The sequence below is a fragment of the Mycetocola sp. TRD_SC_2 genome, from assembly GCF_055361225.1.
Genome location: NZ_CM143954.1, coordinates 2,577,468 through 2,597,515 on the forward strand (window position 1 = coordinate 2,577,468; position 20,048 = coordinate 2,597,515).

The window sequence follows — 20,048 nt, forward strand, 5'->3', positions numbered from 1 at the left end:
ATCATTCAGTTACACCCGCCTAACCAGGCGGTGAACCCGGGTCCCGGGCTCGGGACGACGTACCGAACAAATGGAGGTGGAGCCGTGGGCTTCCTCGCTTTTCTTTTACTCGGTCTGATCGCTGGTGCGATCGCCAAGGCCATCCTTCCTGGCAAGCAGGGCGGCGGCTGGATCATGACGCTCATTCTCGGCGTTGTTGGGGCGTTGCTCGGCGGCTGGCTGGGCGGTCTCATCTTCAACAAGGACCTCATCAACGAGTTCTGGAGCATCGAAAGCTGGCTTACCGCCATCGTCGGTTCCATCATCGTGCTACTCATCTACGGATTCTTCACGCGTAACTCGCGCAAGGCCGCGTAACCCGCGACCTGCACGTCGGATGCCTTCCCGCCCACAGCGGGGAGGCATCCGTTTTTTTCGGGTTTTCATGTGATGGGTCTTCATGTGAAAGGCCTCCGAACCGGGCCCAAATGTTGAGATCGTCAGCGGGGTGCGGAAGGGTAGGAAACTTCTATTCGCCAACCGGAAGGAAGCACATGCTCACCCTCACCGAGAACGCAAGCACCATCGTCCGAACCATCACCACCCAGACTTCCGGAGCCGAAGAGGGCGGGCTGCGCATTTCCAGTCCTGCACCGGAAAGCACCGACCTGGCCGTCGCTGTCGCTCCTGCCCCCGAGCCGCAGGACGAGGTTGTCGAAGCAGCCGGAGCCCGCATCTTCCTCGAGGAGAACGCCGCAGCACTGCTCGGTGACAAGATCCTCGACGCCGATGTTGACGAAGCCGGCGCGGTTCGCTTCGCGATCGGTGAGCAGACCGCCCAGAGTTAAGCCCGCTGTAACGGCGCCGAAACAGTGCCGCGGTGAACTGATGGAATGACACAGTCTTTTCCCGTCGAGCACCAGGCATCGCGAATCTCGATCACGGTCGAGAACCCGCGCCAGGACGAGGTTGTCGACCTCCTCCGGCTCGGATCCGAGTTCGCCCGGCGCTATACCCGCCGGAGAGCAACTTTCTGCTCGACGTCGATGAACTCGAACGCCCCGGCGTCAGCGTCCACATCGCCAGGAACGAGGGCGGCCAAGCGATCGGCATGGCCGCCCTCGTTCCGTGGGGCAGCGCTGTCAACGAGTTGAAACGCATGTTCGTCCACCCGGACGCTCGTGGCCGTGGCGTGGCCACCTCTTTGCTGGGCAGCATCGAGAACTCCGCGCGTGCACGGGGCGTGCGCCAGATCGTTTTGGAGACAGGCACGCTTCACAGCGACGCCCAGTCGCTCTACACGCGCTGTGGTTACTCTCCCATCCCGCAGTTCGGGCAGTACATCGGAGAAAAGTACAGCTACTGCATGGCGAAGACGCTCTCGCCCTGACCGCGATCGGAACGCGACCCAGGCAGCGCCGGGGTGGCTTGCGACGGCCAGCACTTTCGGACAGCCCGACGCCCGCATGTCGTCCGCTGGTCTGACACCGGCGATACCTGCGGTGGACTCACATGAACCGCCACGTCTCTAGCGTCGATGACATGGACTTGATCTCCGACGCCATCCTGCAGACCGTCGCCTCCCCCTGGATTTACGCGATCGTCTTCGCCGTCGTCGTGATCGACGGCTTCTTCCCGCCGGTTCCGAGCGAGACCGTGGTCGTGGCTGCGGCTGCGATAGGCGTGTCGACCGGAGCGCCGAACCCCTGGCTCATCATCGGCATCGCCGCTGTCGGCGCGGCGATCGGTGACAACATCGCGTTCGCGCTGGGCCGCTCGATCGGCACTCAGCGGTTTGCGTGGATGCGGCACCCGCGCACCGTGCGCGCATTCGACTGGGCCGCGCGGGGCATCCGTCGCCGCCCGGCCGCCCTCATCCTCACCGCCCGCTACATTCCGATCGGCCGGATCGCTGTGAACATGACGGCCGGCGCCGTCGGCTTTTCGCACCGCCGGTTCTGGCCGCTCACGCTGATCGCCGGTTTCACGTGGGCCGTGTATTCCGTCCTCATCGGTGTCCTCGCCGGTCATTGGGTCAAGGACCAGCCGCTCGTCGGCGCCGCTCTCGGCGTCGTCCTCGCGATCGCGCTCGGAATTGTGGTCGACCGGGTCACGATGAGGATCTCCCGCAAACGCGAGGAGCGCGCAGCTCAGGACCGGCCGCTGATCCGGCGAGACAACTCCACTGCTGCCGCAGATACCTCGCCGGCGAGCCCGGACGGTTCGTGGCCCGAGGGGAAGGTCACCGCGATGGCAGCGGCCGGCCAGCCGACGTGGTCGGTGACGGCAGCGGCGACGGACGCCATTCCTCCCGTCACCTCTCCATCTTCCGTCGCGATCCCGCCCGCGCCGACCGCGTCGAGCAGTGATCGCAACTCGCGGTAGCGGCTGGGGCCGACACCCGTGCGGTCGACGAACGCGGCGGCATCCGGGAACAGTGCCCGAACCTGCTGTTTGGGCAGGCGAGCGAGCATCGCCCGGCCGGACGCCGTGAGGTGGGCCGGCAAGCGGACCCCGACGTCGGTGACGAGGTGGGGCCGGCGAGGAGCTCGTTCCTCGACGAGATAGAGCACGTCGCGTCCGTGGAGAACCGCTAGGTGAGCACTTTCACCGACCCGGTCGACAAGCTCCGCGAGCAGGGGGTGCCCGAGCCGGCTCAGCGGTTGCTGTCTGGCGAAGCCGCCGGAGAGCTCGAACGCGGCGACGCCGAGCCCGTAGCGGCGCGCTTCGGGCAGGTGCACGACGAACCCGTGCTCCTGGAGCACAGCAAGCAGGTGATAGACCGTGGAGCGCGGCAAGTCGAGCGCCGCGGCGATGGATGCGGCCGCGACCGGACCCCGCTGGGTCGCGAGGTGACTCAGAATGCGCAGCGTGGCATCCGCGGCCGGGACCTTCGAGTCGGTCATGGGGGCTCTCCCTTTGTCTGGGATTCCGGACGCCTCCGAGCATACGGCTGTTGCCGCGAACCCGCCGGGCTGGTCGACTCGGATCATGCCCAACACCGCAATCCCTGCCACCACGGCGCATGCCGTTTCCGTCGGAGTCGGCGGCGTCTCGTTCGGCGACATCGTCGCCGTCGCACGCGGCGGAGCGCGCGTCGAACTCGACCGGACCTCTCTCGACGGCGTGCGCGACACCCGCGCGATCATCGACGACCTCGCCGCTGACCCAAAGCCGCACTACGGCATTTCGACCGGTTTCGGTGCGCTTGCCACCACCTACATCGACGCCGATCAGCGAACGCAACTGCAGCAGAGCCTCATCCGTTCGCATGCCGCTGGCTCGGGCCCCGAGGTCGAACGTGAGGTCGTGCGCGCGCTCATGCTCCTGCGCCTGTCGACCCTGATGACCGGACGGACCGGGGTCCGCGCGACGACCGCCGAGGCGTACGCGGCGATGCTTAATACGGGCATCACCCCGGTTGTGCGCGAATACGGATCACTAGGATGCTCCGGAGACCTCGCCCCGCTCGCCTCGTGCGCGCTCGCGATCATGGGCGAGGGCGATGTCCGCGACGCGACGGGCACGCTTCTCCCCGCCGCAGACGCTCTTCGCGCCGCCGGCCTGGCGCCCGTGCAACTCGCTGAGAAGGAGGGGCTCGCTCTCATCAATGGCACCGACGGCATGCTCGGCATGCTCGTTCTCGCCCTCACCGACCTGCGGATGCTGCTCACCACCGCCGACATCGCGGCAGCGATGAGCGTCGAGGCGCTCCTCGGAACGGATGCCGTCTTCGCGGCAGACCTGCACGCACTGCGACCCCAGACAGGGCAGTCGCTCTCGGCGGCGAATCTTCGGGCACTCCTCAGAGGTTCCGCGATCACCGCCTCGCACGCCGGACCGGAATGCACGACGATCCAGGACGCATACTCGCTGCGGTGCAGCCCACAGGTGCACGGTGCTGCTCGGGATACCGCCGACCACGCGGCATCCGTTGCCACCCGCGAACTGGCGAGCGCCGTCGACAACCCGGTCGTCACCGTCGATGGGCGGGTCGAATCAAACGGCAACTTCCACGGCGCCCCGATCGGCTACGTGCTCGACTTTCTCGCGATCGCTGCGGCCGATGTCGCGTCGATGTCCGAGCGTCGCACCGACCGGCACCTCGACGTCGCCCGCAACAAGGGCCTTCCGCCGTTCCTCGCCCACGAGCCCGGCGTCGACAGCGGGCTGATGATCGCCCAGTACACCGCCGCCGGGATCGTCTCCGAACTCAAGCGGCTCGCGGCTCCCGCCTCCGTCGATTCGATTCCCTCGTCGGCGATGCAGGAGGACCACGTCTCGATGGGCTGGGCCGCGGCCCGCAAACTGCGCCGTTCGATCGACGGGCTCGGCCGCGTCCTCGCCATCGAAGTGATGACGGCGGCGCGCTCGCTCGACCTGCGCGCTCCGCTCTCCCCTGCTCCGGCCACCGCCGCCGCACTGGCTGCCGTTCGCACTGTCGCCGCCGGCCCCGGCCCCGACCGCCACCTCTCCCCCGAGATCGAGGCCGTGTACGGCCTCGTCTGCACCGGATCGATAACGGATGCCGCGGCATCCGTCACGAAAGGACTCGCATGAGCACGCCCCGTCCCGTCCGCGCCGCCCGCGGCAGCACCCTCACGGCCAAGAGCTGGCAGACCGAGGGACCGCTGCGGATGCTCATGAACAACCTCGACCCGGACGTCGCCGAACGCCCGGATGACCTCGTCGTCTACGGCGGTACGGGCAAGGCGGCGCGTAACTGGGAGGCGTACGACGCCATCGTGCGCACGCTCGAGTCGCTCGAGTCCGATGAAACTCTTCTGGTGCAGTCCGGCAAACCGGTCGGGGTGTTCCGCACCCATGAGTGGGCGCCGCGGGTGCTCATCGCGAACTCGAACCTCGTCGGCGACTGGGCAACCTGGCCGGAGTTCCGGCGCCTGGAGTCCCTCGGGTTGACCATGTACGGGCAGATGACCGCCGGGTCGTGGATCTACATCGGAACGCAGGGAATCCTGCAGGGCACCTACGAGACCTTCGCAGCCGTCGCCGCCAAGCGGTTCGGCGGCAGCCTCGCCGGCACCCTCACCCTCACGGGCGGTGCCGGCGGCATGGGCGGCGCCCAACCCCTCGCCGTCACGATGAACGACGGCGTCGTGCTTCTCGTCGACGTCGACGTCACCCGGCTGCAGCGCCGCGTCGACCATGGCTATCTCGATGAACTCGCCCCGTCGCTCGACGCTGGCCTCGAGCGCGCTCTCGAGGCGAAAGCATCCAGGACCCCGCTGTCGATCGGCGTGGTCGGCAATGCGGCGACGGTCTTTCCCGAGCTGCTGGACCGCGGGGTGCCGATCGATGTCGTGACCGACCAGACGAGCGCCCACGATCCTCTCTCGTACCTGCCGGAGGGCGTCTCGGTCGACGAGTGGCGCGCTCTCGCCGCCGAGGATCCGGCCGCTTTCACCGACCGTGCCCGGGCGTCGATGGCGAAACACGTCGCCGCGATGGTCGGCTTCCAGGACGCCGGTGCCGAGGTCTTCGACTACGGCAACTCGATCCGTGCCGAAGCGCAGCTCGGTGGGTGTGAACGCGCGTTCGACTTTCCCGGGTTCGTGCCCGCCTACATCCGTCCGCTCTTCGCGGAGGGCAAAGGCCCGTTCCGCTGGGCCGCGCTCTCAGGCGACCCCGCCGACATCGCCGCGACCGACAGGGCTGTGCTCGAACTCTTTCCAGACGACGAACACCTGCACCGCTGGATCACGAAGGCGCAGGAGAAGGTGCGATTCGAGGGGCTGCCCGCCCGCATTTGCTGGCTCGGCTACCAGGAACGGCACCTCGCGGGGCTGAGATTCAACGAGATGGTGGCATCGGGCGAGCTCTCCGCACCGGTCGTGATCGGTCGCGACCACCTCGACTCCGGGTCGGTCGCCTCTCCTTACCGGGAGACCGAGGGCATGGCGGACGGCTCGGATGCGATTGCCGACTGGCCGCTTCTCAACGCGCTGCTCAACACGGCATCCGGGGCGACCTGGGTGTCGATTCACCACGGTGGGGGCGTCGGCATCGGCAGGTCGATTCACGCCGGTCAGGTGATCGTCGCCGACGGCACCCCGCTCGCCGCGGAGAAGATCGCGCGGGTTCTCGTCAACGACCCGGGCACCGGGGTGATGCGCCACGTCGACGCCGGTTACGACCGCGCCGCCGAGGTCGCGCGGGATCGTGGGCTCCGGGTGCCCATGCTGGAGTCGGAATGAGCGAACTCCTCATCGGCATCGGGCAGCTCGTCACGAACGATCCCGAACGAGACGGACTCCTCGGCGCGATTCCTGACGCCGCTGTGGTGATCGACGGTGGTCGCATCGCGTGGGTCGGGCGAGCGGTCGACGCTCCCGCCGCGGACACGCGAGCGGATGCCGAGGGCGCGGCGGTCCTGCCCGGTTACGTCGACAGCCACACCCACCTCGTGTTCGGCGGCGACCGCTCGGCGGAGTTCGACGCCCGCATGACCGGGCAGCGGTACTCGGCCGGTGGCATCCGCAGCACAGTGTCGGCGACCCGCGCCGCGACGGACGACGAACTTCGCGCCCGCCTGGCGGGATTCGTCGCCGAACTGCACGCCCAGGGCACAACGACCATGGAGATCAAGAGCGGCTACGGCCTCAGCGTCGCCGACGAAGAGCGGCTCGTGCGGCTCGCCGCCGAGGTCACGCCCGAGGTCACCTTCCTCGGAGCGCATGTGGTTCCGCCGGAGTATTCAGGCCGGGCCGACGACTACGTCGACCTCGTCACCGAGGCCATGCTCGACGCGTGTGCGCCACATGCCCGGTGGATCGACGTGTTTTGTGAAACCGGGGCGTTCTCGGTGGAACAGTCCCGCCGCGTGCTCGAAGCCGGAGCCGCGCGCGGGCTCGGCGTACGGGTGCACGCGAACCAGCTCGGGGCGGGTGGCGGGGTGCTCCTCGCCGTGGAACTCGGCGCAGCGAGTGTCGACCATTGCACGGTACTGAGCGAGAGCGACGTAGCCGCACTCGCGGCATCCGACACCGTGTGCACGTTGCTGCCCGGCGTCGAATTCTCGACGAAGCAGCCGTATCCGGATGCCCGGCGGCTGATCGACGCGGGCGTGACGGTCGCACTCGCGAGCGACTGCAATCCCGGCTCAAGCTTCACCTCGTCGATGGCGTTCTGCATCGCGCTCGCCGTCCGCGAGATGGGGATGACGCCGGACGAAGCGGTATGGGCGGCGACTGCGGGTGGAGCGGCGGCGCTGCGACGGACGGATGTCGGGCGCATCGTGACCGGTGCGCGGGCGGACCTGCTGCAGCTGCGCGCCCCCACCACCGGGTACCTCGCCTATCGACCGGGGGTTCCGCTCGTCGCCCGGGTCTGGAAAGACGGGGCACGCGTCGCCGGCTGATTCGCTCTCAGCGGGCCGCGAGTCCCGTCGCCACCTCGAGGACGCACAAAGCTGCGAGCCGGACAGTGCGGCCATCGGGGGCGTCGGCGAGAGCGTCCACCTCGGTGATATCGACCGCACGCACCCGCGGGTCGGCGCCCGCCGCCCGGGCAGCCGCCCGCAACTCGTGGGCAGCGATACCGCCGGGAACGGATGCCGGGCAGCCCGGCGCGACGGACCGGTCGCAGACATCGACGTCGAGGTCCACATGGATCGGTCCTTCCCCAGCCCCGGCGATCTCCAAGGCTTCGGCCATGACGTCAGCCATCGGACGCGAATGCAGGGCATCGCGCGGGATCACGGTGATGCCGAGGTCGCGCGCCCGCTCGGTGTACGCCCGCGAGTTCGCGAAGTCGGCGATCCCGACCTGCACCACCCGTCGCCCGTCGAGCCCAGCCTCGATCAGCCGGCGCACCGGCGATCCGTTCGAGATCCCGTCCCGCAGGTCATGGTGGGCATCGAGCGTCACGAGCCCGGCCGAGCGGATGCCGTCGCCCCACGCCCCGAGAGCGGCGGGCACGGTGGCCGCGTTGTCGCCGCCGAGCGCGACCGTCATTCTCGACCGGGCGACGGCATCCGCCATGAACCGGCGCGCAGCCGGCTCGCCATCCGGACCGTCCGGTTCGGCCGCATCCCCGAGATCAGCGAGGACCAGCTCATCGACGTTCCGCCCACTCATCGTCGCCGCGAACGGGGTGAACCGTCGGAGCGCCGCCCGCACAGCGGCAGGGGTGGCGTGGGCCGACGTCGGAGACAGCGACGTTCGCCAGGTCGGGATGCCGACGAGCGCGAGGTCGATCGGTCCGGCGACGTCGCCCGGCCAGTCGCCCGCGCGCGGCCAGAGCGGATCGGTCGGCAGCGCGGGAGTACCCATGGGGGAACGTTAGCAAGCGGATGCCGCGACGCGACAGCATCCGTTCGTCGCGTGCGTCTGCGATCCCGGACATGCGTCGGGATCAACCTCTGCCCCCGAACGCGGTTCTCGGCCGGTGGCGCGCCAGGCCCTAGGCTGCGGTCATGGACGCAACGGTGCAGCCGCTCGATCGGAGAACCCTCGCCGGGTATGCGATCGGTTCGCTCGGAACCGGAGGGTTCGCGACGCTTCCCGGGCTCGTGCTCGTCTATTACCTGACGGACACGCTCGGTGTGGCTGCCCTCGCCGCCGGGATACTCGTTGCCGTCGCCAAGATCTGGGATGTCGTCATCGACCCGGTGATCGGGAGCCGCAGCGACCACAGCCTCGCGACGACCGGATCCCGGCGACGGTTCATGCTGATCGGTTCCCTCACCCTTCCGGTGTTCTTCGTGCTCACCTTCGCGGTGCCCGCGGTACTCAACCCGGCCGCGTCGATGGCGTGGGTCGCGATCGCATTTCTCGGCTGTGCGACGGTGTTCAGCCTGTTCCAGGTGCCATACATCGGGCTCCCCGCCGAACTCACCCGGCGGTACGACGACCGAACCCGGTTCCTCACCTGGCGCGTGGTGGTGCTGACGGTTGCGATCCTCCTGTTCGGAGCGGGCGGGCCCGTGCTTCGCGGCTTGGGCGACGACCCGCGCGCGGGGTATCTGCTCATGGCCGTCGTGGCGGGCGTCGTGATCGGCACCGGACTTCTCGTCTCGACATCCGTCGCTCCCCGGCACCCGCCGATCGCCCGACGGTCGCCGAACGCGCCTCTCGCCGAGAGCTACCGTGCCGCCGTCGCGGCGCTGCGACGCAGCCTGCCGTTCCGCACCCTGCTGGCGACCTTCGTGCTGCAGGCGCTCGCGACAGGCATGATGCTCGCCGGAGCCCAGTACGTCGCGACGTGGGTGCTGCGATCCGAGGCAGCCGTGACCCTCCTGTTCGTCGCGCTCATCGCACCCGCCCTGCTGTGCGCGCCGCTCTGGGGCCGGTTCGCCCGACGAGTCGGCAAGGAGCATGCGTTCGCTCTCGCCAGCACTCTCTTCGCATTCGCCGCGCTCTGCCTCCTCGGGATGCTGGTGGCGCCAGGCGCCTGGGTCTACGCACCGGTCGCGCTCGCCGGTGCCGCGTACGCCGGCATGCAATCGCTGCCGCTCGCGATGCTCCCCGACGTCATCTCCGCGGATGCCCGCACCTCGGGCGACGGTCACGCCGGGACCTTCAGCGGGGTGTGGACCGCCGGTGAAACGATGGGCATGGCGTTCGGCGCGACGGCACTCACCCTCGTGCTCGCCGCCACGGGCTACACCGAACGGATCGCCGGCCAGTCGGTCGAACAGTCCGGCACCGCGATCGCCGGGATCATCGTGAGCTTCAGCGTCGTCCCCGCGCTGCTGATCGTCGCCAGCCTGGTCCCGCTCCGCCGGTATCGCCTTCGACGAACAGACATCGACACCCTTGCCCAGCCGCACCGCGACCGGAAAGCTGCCCAATGACATCCGCCCTGACCGCCTCATCCACCGAGATCCTCGCCCGGCTCGCCGAACTGAGGCAGGCAGACGCCCCGACCCACGGCGGCCGGGTCCTCTCCTACGTCTATGACTCCGGACTCGCCGAACTGGACGAACTCGCGGCAGAGGCCATCCGCATCATGCAACCCGTGAACGGGCTCGACCCGACCACGTTCCCGTCGGTCGCGGCCATGGAACGCGACCTGATCGGCTTCGCCCGGCGGATGCTGCACGGGGGCGACGACGTCACCGGCTCCGTCACATCGGGTGGCACCGAGAGTTGCCTGCTCGCCGTGAAGACGGCGCGGGACCTGTGGCGCGCCTCCGGAGGAGCCGGCATCCCACGGCTGGTCGCACCCGTCACCGTGCACGCCGCGTTCTCGAAGGCAGCGCACTACTTCGGCCTCGACCTCGACCTCGTGCCGGTCGGCCCGGACGGACAGGTCAGCGCCGATGCCCTCACGGCACGGTTTGGTCCGGATGTCGCGCTCGCCGTCGTGTCCGCACCCGCATACCCCCATGCGTCGCTCGACCCGGTCGCCGCGGTGGCCGCGGCCGCCCAGGCGGCGGGCATCGCGTGCCACGTCGACGCCTGCATCGGCGGCTGGGTGCTGCCGTGGTGGTCGCCTGCCGACCCGCTCCCGACGTGGGATTTCGCCGCCCCCGGAGTCTCGAGTATCTCTGCCGACCTGCACAAGTTCGGATACGCGCCGAAGGGGGCATCCGTTCTCCTGCACCGCGGTCGCGACCGCCACCGTGCCCAGTACTTCGCCACCCGGCGCTGGCCTGGCTACCCCGTCGTCAACGCGACGATGCTCGGCTCCAAGTCGGCGGGTGCGCTGGCCGCCGCGTGGGCGATCGTCGAGCGGCTCGGCGAGCCCGGGTTCGCGGACCTTGCCGCTTCCTGTCGCCGGTCGACGGATGCCGTCACCATCGCGATCAACGCGATTGAGGGTCTCCGTGTGGTCGGCTCCCCCGCCGGGCCGCTGTGTGCGGTGGCGACGGACGAGTCCCTCCCGGCGGCACAACGCGTCGACCCCCACCACTGGGCCGACCGGGTACGGTCGCACGGCTGGTTGCTGCAGTTGCAGCCGGGGCTGCTGCAGTCGGACGGCAGCCGTCTGCCCCACACGACGCACCTCACCATCACACCAGTGACCGAGTCGGTGCTTCCCGACCTGATCTCCGCCCTCCGAACCGCAGCCGGTGAGGTCCGCGGCGTCCCCGCGGCGGACGACGTGCTCAGCGGCCTGCCGGTCGGGTTCGGCGACGTGCTGGGGAGTCTCGGGAACCGGGGCCGTCCGATCGACTCGGCCGAGGCATCCGCTCTGCTTGCCGGGATCGGGATTCGCACGGGGGGCGCTCTCCCCGAGCGGATGGCGCCATTGCTCGCGCTGCTCGAATCCCTGCCGGCACCGCTGACCGAGCGCCTGCTCGTGGAGTTGCTCGCGGGCCTCATCGATCCCTGAAGCGACCCGTAGCGCGACCCGTATGCCGCCTACGCGTCGGCCGCGGCCCGTCGCGCGAGTCGCCGCTCGCGGGCACCCTCGACGAGGTTGTAGAGCGTCGGGAGCACGATGAGCGTGAGGAACGTCGACGACACGAGCCCGCCGATGACCACGATCGCGAGCGGCTGCGAGATGAAGCCGCCGTGACCGGTGATACCGAGGGCCATCGGCACGAGCGCGAAGATCGTCGCCAGTGCCGTCATGAGGATCGGGCGGAGCCTGCGGCTCGAGCCATGCCGCACGGCGTCGGCGACGGCCATGCCCTTGTCCCGGTACTGGTTCACGAGGTCGACGAGAACGATCGCGTTCGTGACGACGATTCCGATGAGCATGAGCACACCGATGAGGGAGGCCACGCCCAGCGGAACACCGGTGAGCACCTGCAGGCCGATCGCGCCAGTTGCCGCGAACGGCACGGACACGAGCAGCAGCAACGGCTGACGCAGCGATCGGAAGGTGGCGACCATGACGACGTACACGATGAGGATCGCGGCGAGCAGGGCGAGGCCGAGCTGCTCGAACGCGGTTGACTGGTCGGCCGTCACACCTCCGAGGGTTGCGGTGGCTCCGCCATCGAGGTCGAGCTCATCGACCGCGGTCGCGACCTCGGCGCTCGCTGTCCCGATGTTGTCGCTCGCCGGGGTGATCGCCACGGTCGCTGACCGCTGGCCGCGCACCGTCGTGATCGACGACGGTCCGTCGACCTCGCCGACCGTCGCGAGGGAGTCCAGCCGCACGGGGCCGAGCACCGTCGGAACGGTCAGGGCAGACAGTTCCTCGACCGACGCGGGCGGGTCCTCGCTCGCGAGGTAGATGCTCACGGTGGTCTCGTCGATGACGACGGTACCGATCGTCGACGGCTGCATTGCTCCGGACACGAGGCCGCCGAGGGCGACCTCGGAGTAGCCGGCCTCTGCCGCACGGAGCCGGTCGACCTGCACCGCGATGTATGGCCGCGAATCGCTGAGGTTGTTGGTGACCTGACGCATTCCGTCGAGGTCCCTCGCCGCCTCGGTCACGGCATCCGTCGCCTCGCGCAGGGTCTCCTCGTCCGGAGCGGTGATGTCGACCTCGATGTCGCTCGACGCACCGAATCCACCGGATGCCGCCACCTCGATCTCGCCCGCTCCCTCGATGTCGCCGAGTTCAGTGCGCACGCGCGACTGCAGGGCTTCCTGGTCGGCGTCTTCGTTGGTGGTGATCGAGTAGGTGATGCTTCCCGATCCTCCGCCGACGAACGCGTCTCGGATCGAACTTCCGGACGACCCGATGGAGAGCTGGACGCTCTCGATGTCGTCGATGTCGCGCAAGGCGTCCTCGACGAGGGTCGCGGCGGCATCCTGCGATTCGAGGCTCGCACCAACCGGGAGAGTCTGCGACACGTTGAGCGTGTTCTGGCCGGAGTCTCCGAGGAAGTTGGTCTTCATGAACGGCACGAGGGCGAGAGTTCCGCCGAGAACGAGCACGGCGAGGAGGATCGTCACCACAGAGTGCTGAAGCGTCCAGTTGAGGATCGGCAGGTAACCCTTCTGCAGCCGCGTCGGGGTGTCGAGTTCGTCGTCGATCTCACCGCCGTTCCTGCGGCCACGGCGAGTGACGGTGCCCGGTGAGGCGGTTGCGGGCACCGCGTCTTCGGCGGGAAGCACGGCGACGGTGGTCGGCGCCTCAGAGCCGGTGGCCGCGATCCCCGCAGCCTCGGCGTCCGTGGCGACAGCAGCGCGCTGCGGTGCCTGGAGGTGCTCGGCGCCGACGATCGCCGGAGAGGCGAAGACACCGGCGGGGAGTTCGCGCACGGGCGTCGTGGCCGGCTCGACAACCTCGGGGGCGGTTGCGTCTGCGCTGTCTGAAACCTTCGCTGCCATTCGGGCCTCGGCACGGGAGACGCGCGCCGGGCGGGCCTTCCCGGTGTCGGCCTTCGTCTCCTTCGCTCGGAGGAACCAGTACGCGAGCACCGGCACGATGGTGAGCGACACAAGGAGTGATGCGAGCAGCGAGATGCTGACGGTGAGCGCGAACGGACGGAACAGCTCTCCGGTCATGTCACCCACGAACGCGAGCGGGAGGAACACGGCGACGGTAGTGATCGTCGACGCCGTGATCGCTCCGGCGACCTCGCGCACGGCGGTGAGGATCGAGAAGGCGCGGCCGTCAGGGCTGCGGTCCCGAGCGGTGGACATGTGCCGCTTGATGTTCTCGATGACGACGATCGAGTCGTCAACCACGCGCCCGATGGCGATCGTGAGCGCACCGAGGGTGAGGATGTTGAGGGTGTAGCCGCTGGCCTGGAGGCCGATGAAGGTGATGAGAACCGACGTCGGGATCGAGATGGCGGTGACGAGCGTCGCGCGCACGTCGAGCAGGAACACGAGGATGATGAGCACCGCGAACACGAGACCGAGCAGTCCCTCGGTCGCGAGCGCCTCGATCGATTCCTCGATGTACGGCGCCTGGTCGAAGACGATCGCGAGCTCGACGTCGCTCCCGAGGGCTTCTTCGAGTCCGGGAATCAGGGCTCGAACACCGTTCGACACATCGACGGTGTTCGCGGCAGGCAGCTTGGTCACCGCGATGGTGAGCGCTGGCTGCCCGTCGACGCGGGAGATGCTCGTCACGGGATTGTCTGTCAGGGCGACGGATGCCACGTCGCCGAGAGTGCGGACCTCACCGGCCGACTGGCCGACGAGAGGCAGTGCGGCGATGTCCTCGACGGAGCCGAGATTCGAACCGGTCTGCACGGCGAAGGTGGTGTCGCTCTCAGTGATTTCACCGGCCGGCTGGAGGACGCCGTTCTGCTGAAGGGTGCGGCTGATCGCCGCAGTGGTGAGGCCTGCGCCCTGCAGCTCGGCGGCATCCGGGGTGATCGTGACGCGCTGGCCAACATCTCCGACGACAGCGGCTTCGCGAACACCCTCGACGTCTTCGATGTCCGGGACGGCGGTGCGGGCGAGGGCATCGGAAAGCGCGTCGGTGTCGCCATCTGCACCCGTGGCAGCGAGCTGCAGCACGGGGAGGTCATCGAGGCTGCCCGAGAGAACCTGCGGATCGATATCGGCGGGGAGCTGCGACTTGATCCGGTTGATCGCCTGGTTGATCTTCTGCTCAGCGGTCGCGAGGTCCGTGCCGTACGTGAAGGTCGCCGAAATCAGACTGAGGTTCGTCGACGAGGTTGCCGCAGTGGATTCGAGGCCGGCGACACCCTGGATCGCTGTCTCAATCGGCGTCGAGACGTCGTCGTTGACCACGGCGGGAGCAGCACCCGGGTAGTTGGTGATGACGGCCAGCTGCGGGAACTGCACGCTCGGCGCGAGCTCCTGCTTGAGGCTCGTCAACGCGATACCGCCGAACACGGCGGCGACGATGGTCACGAGCGCGATGAGCGCACGGTTTTTCATGCTCAGAACGGCGAGGGCGTGCACGATTCTCCTGAAGGCCAGCGAAGGATGCCGCGATCGCGACGGAGCGAGCGATCTTTAGGCCGCTCAGCCAGTAAAAGTCTGTCACAGGGGCGGGTTGCCCCATCACCGACTGCCCGGCGAATCCGGCACCTCAGGGGATGCTCCCAGTTCAGACCATCTCGGCGAGCAGCGCGGCGTCGGGAACAGGCGCCCGCATGATCGATTGCCAGGCGCTCGCGAGGGCGTCCAGGGCGCGTTCCGTGTCGCCGACGGCATAGGTGATCGGGATGCGGAGGAACCGCTCGAACGCGCCGTCTACGCCGAATCGCGGGCCCGCTGCGATGAGGAGTCCCTGGCTGCGTGCCGCGAGCACGAGCTGGGAACTCACCGGCGCGCCGAGGCTGGCCCAGATCGCAAGCCCGCCCTGCACGTGCGGAACCTCCCAGTGCGGCAAGCGGTCGGCGAGGATCTCCTCGACACGGTCCCTCGTCGCCGCGAGCTGCTGGCGCCGCCCGGCCAGGATGGCATCCATCTCGGGCAGCAGTTCGAGCACGGTGAGTTGCTCGAGCACCGGGGTACCGAGGTCGCCGATGCTGCGGGCGGCGACGAGTTTGCGGATCACACCCCGGTCCGCGCGAATCCAGCCGACGCGGAGTCCGCCCCAGATGGTCTTGCCAACGGATCCGACGGTGAGAATTTTCGCCCCGGCATCGTCGGAGGCTGCGAACGGCACGAACGGAGTTCCCCGGTCGATGTCGAGTTCTGCCGTGGTCTCGTCGACGACGAGCACGGTGCCCTGGCGTGCGGCCGCCTGGCAGACCCGGCGGCGGGTCTCTGCGGGCATCGTCGCGCCGGTGGGGTTGTGGAAATCGGGCATGAGGTACGCGAGCGTCGGCGAGGACCTGTCGATCGCCTGCTCGAGTTCATCGGTGTCCCAGCCGCCGTCGGCCGTCACAGCGATGGGGACGAGGCGGGCGCCCGCCGACCGCAGCGCGTCGTGCGCGTGCGGGTAGGTGGGGTGCTCGATCACGGCCCGGTCACCCCGCGAGAGGTGCGTCCTCGCGATCAAACCGATTGCGTGCTGGGCGCCGAGGGTGACGAGGATCTCGTCGGGTGAGGTCGGAAGCCCCGCGTCGATGTAGCGGTCGGCGATCGCCGCCCGCAGTTCAGGGAGCCCGATCGTGTCGTAGTCGAATTGATCGAGGTAGTGCGGAAGCCTCGCGGCTGCACGTTGTGCAGCTTCCACCAGCCGGGGCTCGGCCGGGAGCGCCGCTTTGCTGAAATCCAGATATCCGAGGGCACTCGACGGCCCGGGGCCGGGTCGCACTCCGGGCAGCTGCGCGACACTGCCGGATCCACGCAGGCTCTCCAGATAGTCGCTGTCGCGGAGTTCGCGATACGCGGCGGTGACCGTCGTCCTCGAGACGTTGAGGCGTTCGGCCAGATCGCGCTCGGCGGGAATCCGGGTGCCAGCGGGAATCCGCCCGTCTACGATGAGGAGACGGATGCGATCGGCCAGCGAACGATATGCGGCTTCATCGTCGGTGCGCCACCTCCCCAGAAGGGCGGCGAGCGCTCGGGCCGTGATGTGGACCTCAGACATGGGGCCACTCTAGATCGATTGGCCTCTTGTCGAAAGGCCAATTCTAAAATTGGATTGTGGTTATGCTCCGACGCTCCCTCCAACTACTGATTGGCCTTTTCCTCTACGGCATCGCGCTCGCGCTGATCGTCCGTGCCGCCATCGGCGTGGCCCCGTGGGACGTCCTCACCCAGGGGCTCTCGATTAAGACCGGCTGGGGCTTCGGCACGCTGACCATCGCGATCGGGGTGATCGTCCTCCTGCTGTGGATTCCGCTCAAGCAGAAGCCGGGGGTGGGAACAGTGCTCAACGTGCTGCTCGTCGGCCCGGCCGCGGACCTCGGGCTGTGGCTGATTCCCGAGGGCCTCGACCTGTGGCTCCGGATTCTGATGTTCCCGGCGGGCCTGTTCGTGCTGGCCCTCGCCACGAGCCTTTATCTCGGCGCCCGATTCGGTGCCGGCCCGCGCGACGGCCTCATGACCGGTATTCACGAGCGCACCGGCTGGCCGATCTGGGTCGGGCGGACGCTCATCGAGGTATCGGTCCTCGCCGCCGGGTGGATCCTCGGTGGCAATGTCGGCGTCGGTACCGTTCTCTTCGCGCTCCTTGTCGGGCCGCTCTGCAACATCACCATTCCGTGGTTCCGGATCGAGCTCCCCGGTGACGACACACGTCGTGGGCTCGAAGGTTCGGTCGAGCCGAGCGAACCGCTCGTCGACTCCCCCGCCAACTGACGCGGCATCCGATCTTCGCGAAGAAGAACGGATGCCGCTCGCCACGAAGGGCTTACAGGTTGCGGTCCGCGTACACCGCGAGGGCACCCCGCACGAACTCAGCGCCGGCGACCCCGCCGTAATTCGCAGCGAATCGCTCGTCGGCGACGTACATGTCGCCGAGGCCTGTCACGTATTCCTTCATCTCGCCGGGCGTTCCAGGGACCGATGAGAGCCACTCGACGTGGCGGCGCGCAAGGGCCTGAGCCTCATCGCTGTCCGCGGCTATGCCGGACTGGGCTGCCGTGGTCCAGTCTGCGCCAAGAGCGGAGACCCGCTCCTGCCACTCAATCTTCTCGACGTCACTCATCGAACGCCACCACGCGTCGCTCGTGGCGTAGGCATCCTTACCCCAGCGCTCTTCGACCTCGTCCTGATACTGAGCGTGGTCGAACCCGTCAAACATTTTCTCTGCCATCAGTTGTTCACCTCCTTTCAAGGTGTTGAGGGTGTCCTCGACGGTCGCGATCTGCAGCGCGAGTCTCTCTCGCTCCCGGCCCAACCAGTCCAGATGGGTGGTGAGCGCCTCGACCGGTTCGGTCGACGCGGCGAGGGCGTCGGCGATGGCCGGCAACCCCAGCCCGAGATTCCGAAGGAGCAGTATTCGCTGGAGCCGCACGAGCGCCTGCTCGTCGTAATACCGATACCCGTTGGTTCCGATGCGACTCGGCGCCAGCAATCCGATGTCGCCGTAATGCCGCAGCGCCCTGCTCGTCGTTCCCGCGTGGCGGGCTATCTCCTGAATGGACCAGTCCATGACACCCCTCCTTACTTCTCTCCAACGATAGAGGTTGACGTAGCGTCAAGGTCAAGAACGAGATCCGAATTGCGGATGCTGGCCCGCTCACGAATAATCACACGGACACCCCTGCAGATTGGACACCATGGACACCATCACCGTCGCCGAACTCGCCAAGCTCAAGGACGCGGCCATCATCGACGTGCGCGAGCCCGACGAATTTGCCGCCGTCCGGGCGGTCGGTGCCACAAGCATCCCGATGAGCCAATTCGTTGAGCGCATCGGCGAACTTCCCGCCGACGAGACGCTCTATCTGATCTGCGCGTCAGGCGCCCGCAGCGCCCGGGTTGCCGAATACCTCGAAGAACGCGACTATCGCGCCGTCAATGTGGAGGGCGGAACCCACGCCTGGCAGGACGCCGGGCTCCCCACCACCCAGGGTTGAGCCGCTTCCTGAGTGTTCCTCGAAACTCCTTGATCTTCCCTCACTCGCGATATATCGTGTGAGCAGGTCGCGATATATCGCGACGTCGAATTCGGCCGTGAGGCCGGCAGAGAAGGAAGAACAATGGCATTGGAAAAATGGGTCGTACTCCCCGGGGAGTCGCGCGTCATCGATGTTGAACTCGTCCGCAAGCTCAAAGTCGGACTCATCGGCGGCCAGATCGACATCATCGGCCACGACGAAGACTCCGCCCGCGTCGAAGTGCACACCGTCTCGGGCAAAGATCTGAAAATCTCCATCGACGGCGACGTGCTCGAGATCGATCACCCGCAACTCGGCTGGGAGAACTTTCTCGACGTCTTCAAGTCGTTCGGGCAGAACTCCGCGAAAGCCGAAATCAGCGTCCTCGTTCCGCGCCGGGTGGCACTGACCTTCGGCATGGTTTCGGCGAGTGCCCTCATCTCAGGGCTGAACACGAGCGCCCGCCTCTCGACCGTGAACGGCGAGCTTCAAGTCGAGGGCGTGACGGGTGATCTCGATCTCAACAGCGTGTCCGGCGAGATGAGCGTGCAGTCCCACACCGGCGCGATCAACGCCCACACCGTCTCCGGCGACATCACGGCATCCGGCAACATCACGAAATTCTCGAGCGACGGGGTCTCCGGAGATGTTTTCGTTGACGCCCACGGGCACTGTGACCGAATCTCGACCAATACGGTCTCGGGCCACTTGACCGCGCGGTTGTCGCCCGACGTCGGCACCCGCTACGTCGTCAATACCGTGTCCGGAAAACTGCAGCTCGACAGCTCGGTGATTAAGGGCACGCGGGGTCGCGGATTCACGAGCACCACGGAGGGCGACGGGAACTTCTATACCGACGTTGTCGCCAATTCGGTCTCGGGCAACGTAACCGTCATTCGTCGGGCGGAAGCCCCCTCGACGTCCACCGACGACGCTTTCTCGACGGAGGGCCTGGCATGAGCCCCGTCTTCAGCCACGGCAGCCTCCGCCTCTACCTGTTGAGCCTCCTCGCGGAGGGCCCGAAGCACGGCTACGAGCTCATCCAGTCGCTGTCAGAACGGTTCGGCGGCACCTACTCGCCGAGTGCCGGCACGATTTACCCCCGCCTTGCAAAGCTCGAAGAGGACGGCCTCGTCACCAAGGAGAGCGACGGCCGCAAGACCGTGTACTCGATCACGGATGCCGGTCGCCTGGAACTTGAGGAACGCCGCGGCGACCTCGACGCGATCGAACTCGAACTCACCGACTCGGTGCGCCGACTGGCCGACGAGGTGCGCACCGGGGTGACGGACGCGATGCGGAGCCTCAAGGCCGACCTCGCCTCGGCCGCGCGGCAGGCCAAGCAGGCCGCATCCGGTGCGCCGTTTGTTTCAACCGAACAGCCCGACGTCCGGACCTCAAGCCGAATCGCCCTCCACGACGCCGACACGGTGATCACCGAGTTCCGTCAGCAGCTCCGATCCGATTTGCGCAAGCAGGTCGAGACCGGCGCACTGACGGATGCGACCGTGCGCCAGTTGCGCGACGATCTCGATCGCGTGCGGAACGGCATCCGCGCGACCTTCGGCACGACAACGGAATAGCACCCGCGCGACATCGCGCTCAGGCCGGGATCCGGGAGGGTTCCGGCCTGAGCCTGTTGCGCCGCGCGCCGGTCCAGCTGCGGCCTTTCGAGCCGGGCCGTCATGCTAAGATCGACGTTAGTCTTTATCGTTCCCTGGTGGGTGAAAACCATAGGGCGGATCTTCACCGCCCCGCTACTAATTCGTAAGGGGGT

Annotated in this window: 17 protein-coding genes and 1 pseudogene; 13 read left to right on the forward strand and 5 right to left on the reverse strand. The window is 67.9% G+C overall.

Annotation, left to right across the window (positions count from 1 at the left end; all coding sequences use genetic code 11):
* The first annotated feature begins 84 nt into the window (after positions 1 to 84).
* The 4 genes and pseudogenes from ACWA1Q_RS12325 to ACWA1Q_RS12340 all read left to right on the forward strand — a co-directional run.
* On the forward strand, positions 85 to 357 hold the full coding sequence (locus tag ACWA1Q_RS12325) for a GlsB/YeaQ/YmgE family stress response membrane protein (protein ID WP_463757714.1): 273 nt from the start codon (positions 85 to 87) through the stop codon (positions 355 to 357).
* 176 nt (positions 358 to 533) lie between these two features.
* Positions 534 to 827: a Fe-S cluster assembly protein HesB gene (locus ACWA1Q_RS12330; RefSeq protein WP_463757715.1), complete on the forward strand. Its 294-nt coding sequence runs from the start codon at positions 534 to 536 to the stop codon at positions 825 to 827.
* Between the two features lie 230 nt (positions 828 to 1,057).
* The gene (locus ACWA1Q_RS12335; RefSeq protein WP_463760860.1) at positions 1,058 to 1,369 is read left to right on the forward strand and encodes a GNAT family N-acetyltransferase; all 312 of its coding nucleotides are present in this window, start codon (positions 1,058 to 1,060) and stop codon (positions 1,367 to 1,369) included.
* Between the two features lie 152 nt (positions 1,370 to 1,521).
* Positions 1,522 to 1,935: pseudogene (locus tag ACWA1Q_RS12340) on the forward strand (DedA family protein); the annotation flags it as partial.
* A gap of 194 nt (positions 1,936 to 2,129) precedes the next feature.
* Here the strand turns inward: ACWA1Q_RS12340 and ACWA1Q_RS12345 are convergent.
* On the reverse strand, positions 2,130 to 2,885 hold the full coding sequence (locus tag ACWA1Q_RS12345; protein WP_463757717.1) for an IclR family transcriptional regulator: 756 nt from the start codon (positions 2,883 to 2,885) through the stop codon (positions 2,130 to 2,132).
* A gap of 85 nt (positions 2,886 to 2,970) precedes the next feature.
* Here ACWA1Q_RS12345 and hutH point away from each other — a divergent pair, with 85 nt between their 5' ends.
* Genes hutH through hutI form a run of 3 tightly spaced genes read left to right on the forward strand, consistent with a single transcriptional unit; the run spans position 2,971 to position 7,357 of the window.
* Entirely contained in the window at positions 2,971 to 4,539 is a 1,569-nt protein-coding gene (hutH, locus tag ACWA1Q_RS12350) for a histidine ammonia-lyase (RefSeq protein WP_463757719.1), read from the forward strand.
* A complete protein-coding gene (hutU, locus tag ACWA1Q_RS12355) occupies positions 4,536 to 6,194 on the forward strand; it encodes a urocanate hydratase (RefSeq protein WP_463757720.1) in 1,659 nt (552 codons plus the stop codon). Before hutH ends, hutU begins: the two co-directional genes overlap by 4 nt.
* Complete coding sequence (gene hutI, locus ACWA1Q_RS12360) at positions 6,191 to 7,357, forward strand: imidazolonepropionase (protein ID WP_463757722.1); 1,167 nt, start codon at positions 6,191 to 6,193, stop codon at positions 7,355 to 7,357. Before hutU ends, hutI begins: the two co-directional genes overlap by 4 nt.
* Before the next feature lie 7 nt (positions 7,358 to 7,364).
* On the opposite strand, the gene ACWA1Q_RS12365 is transcribed toward hutI, so the two are convergent.
* Positions 7,365 to 8,270 carry an arginase family protein gene (locus tag ACWA1Q_RS12365; RefSeq protein ID WP_463757723.1) on the reverse strand — a complete coding sequence of 302 codons (906 nt, stop codon included), beginning with the start codon at positions 8,268 to 8,270 and terminating at the stop codon, positions 7,365 to 7,367.
* 143 nt (positions 8,271 to 8,413) lie between these two features.
* Here ACWA1Q_RS12365 and ACWA1Q_RS12370 point away from each other — a divergent pair, with 143 nt between their 5' ends.
* Positions 8,414 to 9,793 carry an MFS transporter gene (locus ACWA1Q_RS12370; RefSeq protein ID WP_463757724.1) on the forward strand — a complete coding sequence of 460 codons (1,380 nt, stop codon included), beginning with the start codon at positions 8,414 to 8,416 and terminating at the stop codon, positions 9,791 to 9,793.
* Complete coding sequence (locus ACWA1Q_RS12375) at positions 9,790 to 11,277, forward strand: pyridoxal phosphate-dependent decarboxylase family protein (RefSeq protein ID WP_463757726.1); 1,488 nt, start codon at positions 9,790 to 9,792, stop codon at positions 11,275 to 11,277. Before ACWA1Q_RS12370 ends, ACWA1Q_RS12375 begins: the two co-directional genes overlap by 4 nt.
* A 29-nt stretch (positions 11,278 to 11,306) precedes the next feature.
* Here the strand turns inward: ACWA1Q_RS12375 and ACWA1Q_RS12380 are convergent, their stop codons facing one another.
* Both ACWA1Q_RS12380 and yczR read right to left on the reverse strand, forming a co-directional pair.
* Positions 11,307 to 14,732 carry an efflux RND transporter permease subunit gene (locus tag ACWA1Q_RS12380; protein ID WP_463757727.1) on the reverse strand — a complete coding sequence of 1,142 codons (3,426 nt, stop codon included), beginning with the start codon at positions 14,730 to 14,732 and terminating at the stop codon, positions 11,307 to 11,309.
* 148 nt (positions 14,733 to 14,880) lie between these two features.
* The gene (gene yczR / locus ACWA1Q_RS12385) at positions 14,881 to 16,314 is read right to left on the reverse strand and encodes a MocR-like transcription factor YczR (RefSeq protein WP_463757729.1); all 1,434 of its coding nucleotides are present in this window, start codon (positions 16,312 to 16,314) and stop codon (positions 14,881 to 14,883) included.
* A gap of 62 nt (positions 16,315 to 16,376) precedes the next feature.
* Between yczR and yczE the strand changes: the two genes are divergently transcribed.
* Positions 16,377 to 17,027, forward strand: a complete 651-nt coding sequence (gene yczE, locus ACWA1Q_RS12390; RefSeq protein WP_463760862.1) for a membrane protein YczE — start codon at positions 16,377 to 16,379, stop codon at positions 17,025 to 17,027.
* A 52-nt stretch (positions 17,028 to 17,079) separates the two neighbouring features.
* Here yczE and ACWA1Q_RS12395 read toward each other — a convergent pair whose 3' ends face one another.
* Positions 17,080 to 17,823, reverse strand: a complete 744-nt coding sequence (locus ACWA1Q_RS12395; protein ID WP_463757730.1) for a MerR family transcriptional regulator — start codon at positions 17,821 to 17,823, stop codon at positions 17,080 to 17,082.
* A 127-nt stretch (positions 17,824 to 17,950) separates the two neighbouring features.
* On the opposite strand from ACWA1Q_RS12395, the gene ACWA1Q_RS12400 reads away from it, so the two are divergent.
* From ACWA1Q_RS12400 to ACWA1Q_RS12410, 3 genes are all read left to right on the forward strand, one after another.
* Positions 17,951 to 18,250 (forward strand): rhodanese-like domain-containing protein, encoded by a 300-nt coding sequence (locus ACWA1Q_RS12400; RefSeq protein ID WP_463757732.1) that lies wholly within the window; start codon positions 17,951 to 17,953, stop codon positions 18,248 to 18,250.
* A gap of 123 nt (positions 18,251 to 18,373) precedes the next feature.
* Positions 18,374 to 19,231 carry a DUF4097 family beta strand repeat-containing protein gene (locus ACWA1Q_RS12405; RefSeq protein WP_463757734.1) on the forward strand — a complete coding sequence of 286 codons (858 nt, stop codon included), beginning with the start codon at positions 18,374 to 18,376 and terminating at the stop codon, positions 19,229 to 19,231.
* Positions 19,228 to 19,854, forward strand: coding sequence for a helix-turn-helix transcriptional regulator (locus tag ACWA1Q_RS12410; RefSeq protein ID WP_463757736.1), 627 nt, complete (start codon positions 19,228 to 19,230; stop codon positions 19,852 to 19,854). Before ACWA1Q_RS12405 ends, ACWA1Q_RS12410 begins: the two co-directional genes overlap by 4 nt.
* The last annotated feature ends 194 nt before the right edge of the window (positions 19,855 to 20,048 follow it).

Coding starts and splice junctions, on each gene's coding strand:
- ACWA1Q_RS12330 (WP_463757715.1), top strand. CDS start 534: ATGCTCACCCTCACCGAGAACGCAAGCACCATCGTCCGAACCATCACC.
- ACWA1Q_RS12345 (WP_463757717.1), bottom strand. CDS start 2,885: ATGACCGACTCGAAGGTCCCGGCCGCGGATGCCACGCTGCGCATTCTG.
- hutH (WP_463757719.1), top strand. CDS start 2,971: ATGCCCAACACCGCAATCCCTGCCACCACGGCGCATGCCGTTTCCGTC.
- hutU (WP_463757720.1), top strand. CDS start 4,536: ATGAGCACGCCCCGTCCCGTCCGCGCCGCCCGCGGCAGCACCCTCACG.
- hutI (WP_463757722.1), top strand. CDS start 6,191: ATGAGCGAACTCCTCATCGGCATCGGGCAGCTCGTCACGAACGATCCC.
- ACWA1Q_RS12365 (WP_463757723.1), bottom strand. CDS start 8,270: ATGGGTACTCCCGCGCTGCCGACCGATCCGCTCTGGCCGCGCGCGGGC.
- ACWA1Q_RS12370 (WP_463757724.1), top strand. CDS start 8,414: ATGGACGCAACGGTGCAGCCGCTCGATCGGAGAACCCTCGCCGGGTAT.
- ACWA1Q_RS12375 (WP_463757726.1), top strand. CDS start 9,790: ATGACATCCGCCCTGACCGCCTCATCCACCGAGATCCTCGCCCGGCTC.
- yczR (WP_463757729.1), bottom strand. CDS start 16,314: ATGTCTGAGGTCCACATCACGGCCCGAGCGCTCGCCGCCCTTCTGGGG.
- yczE (WP_463760862.1), top strand. CDS start 16,377: ATGCTCCGACGCTCCCTCCAACTACTGATTGGCCTTTTCCTCTACGGC.
- ACWA1Q_RS12395 (WP_463757730.1), bottom strand. CDS start 17,823: ATGGACTGGTCCATTCAGGAGATAGCCCGCCACGCGGGAACGACGAGC.
- ACWA1Q_RS12400 (WP_463757732.1), top strand. CDS start 17,951: ATGGACACCATCACCGTCGCCGAACTCGCCAAGCTCAAGGACGCGGCC.
- ACWA1Q_RS12405 (WP_463757734.1), top strand. CDS start 18,374: ATGGCATTGGAAAAATGGGTCGTACTCCCCGGGGAGTCGCGCGTCATC.
- ACWA1Q_RS12410 (WP_463757736.1), top strand. CDS start 19,228: ATGAGCCCCGTCTTCAGCCACGGCAGCCTCCGCCTCTACCTGTTGAGC.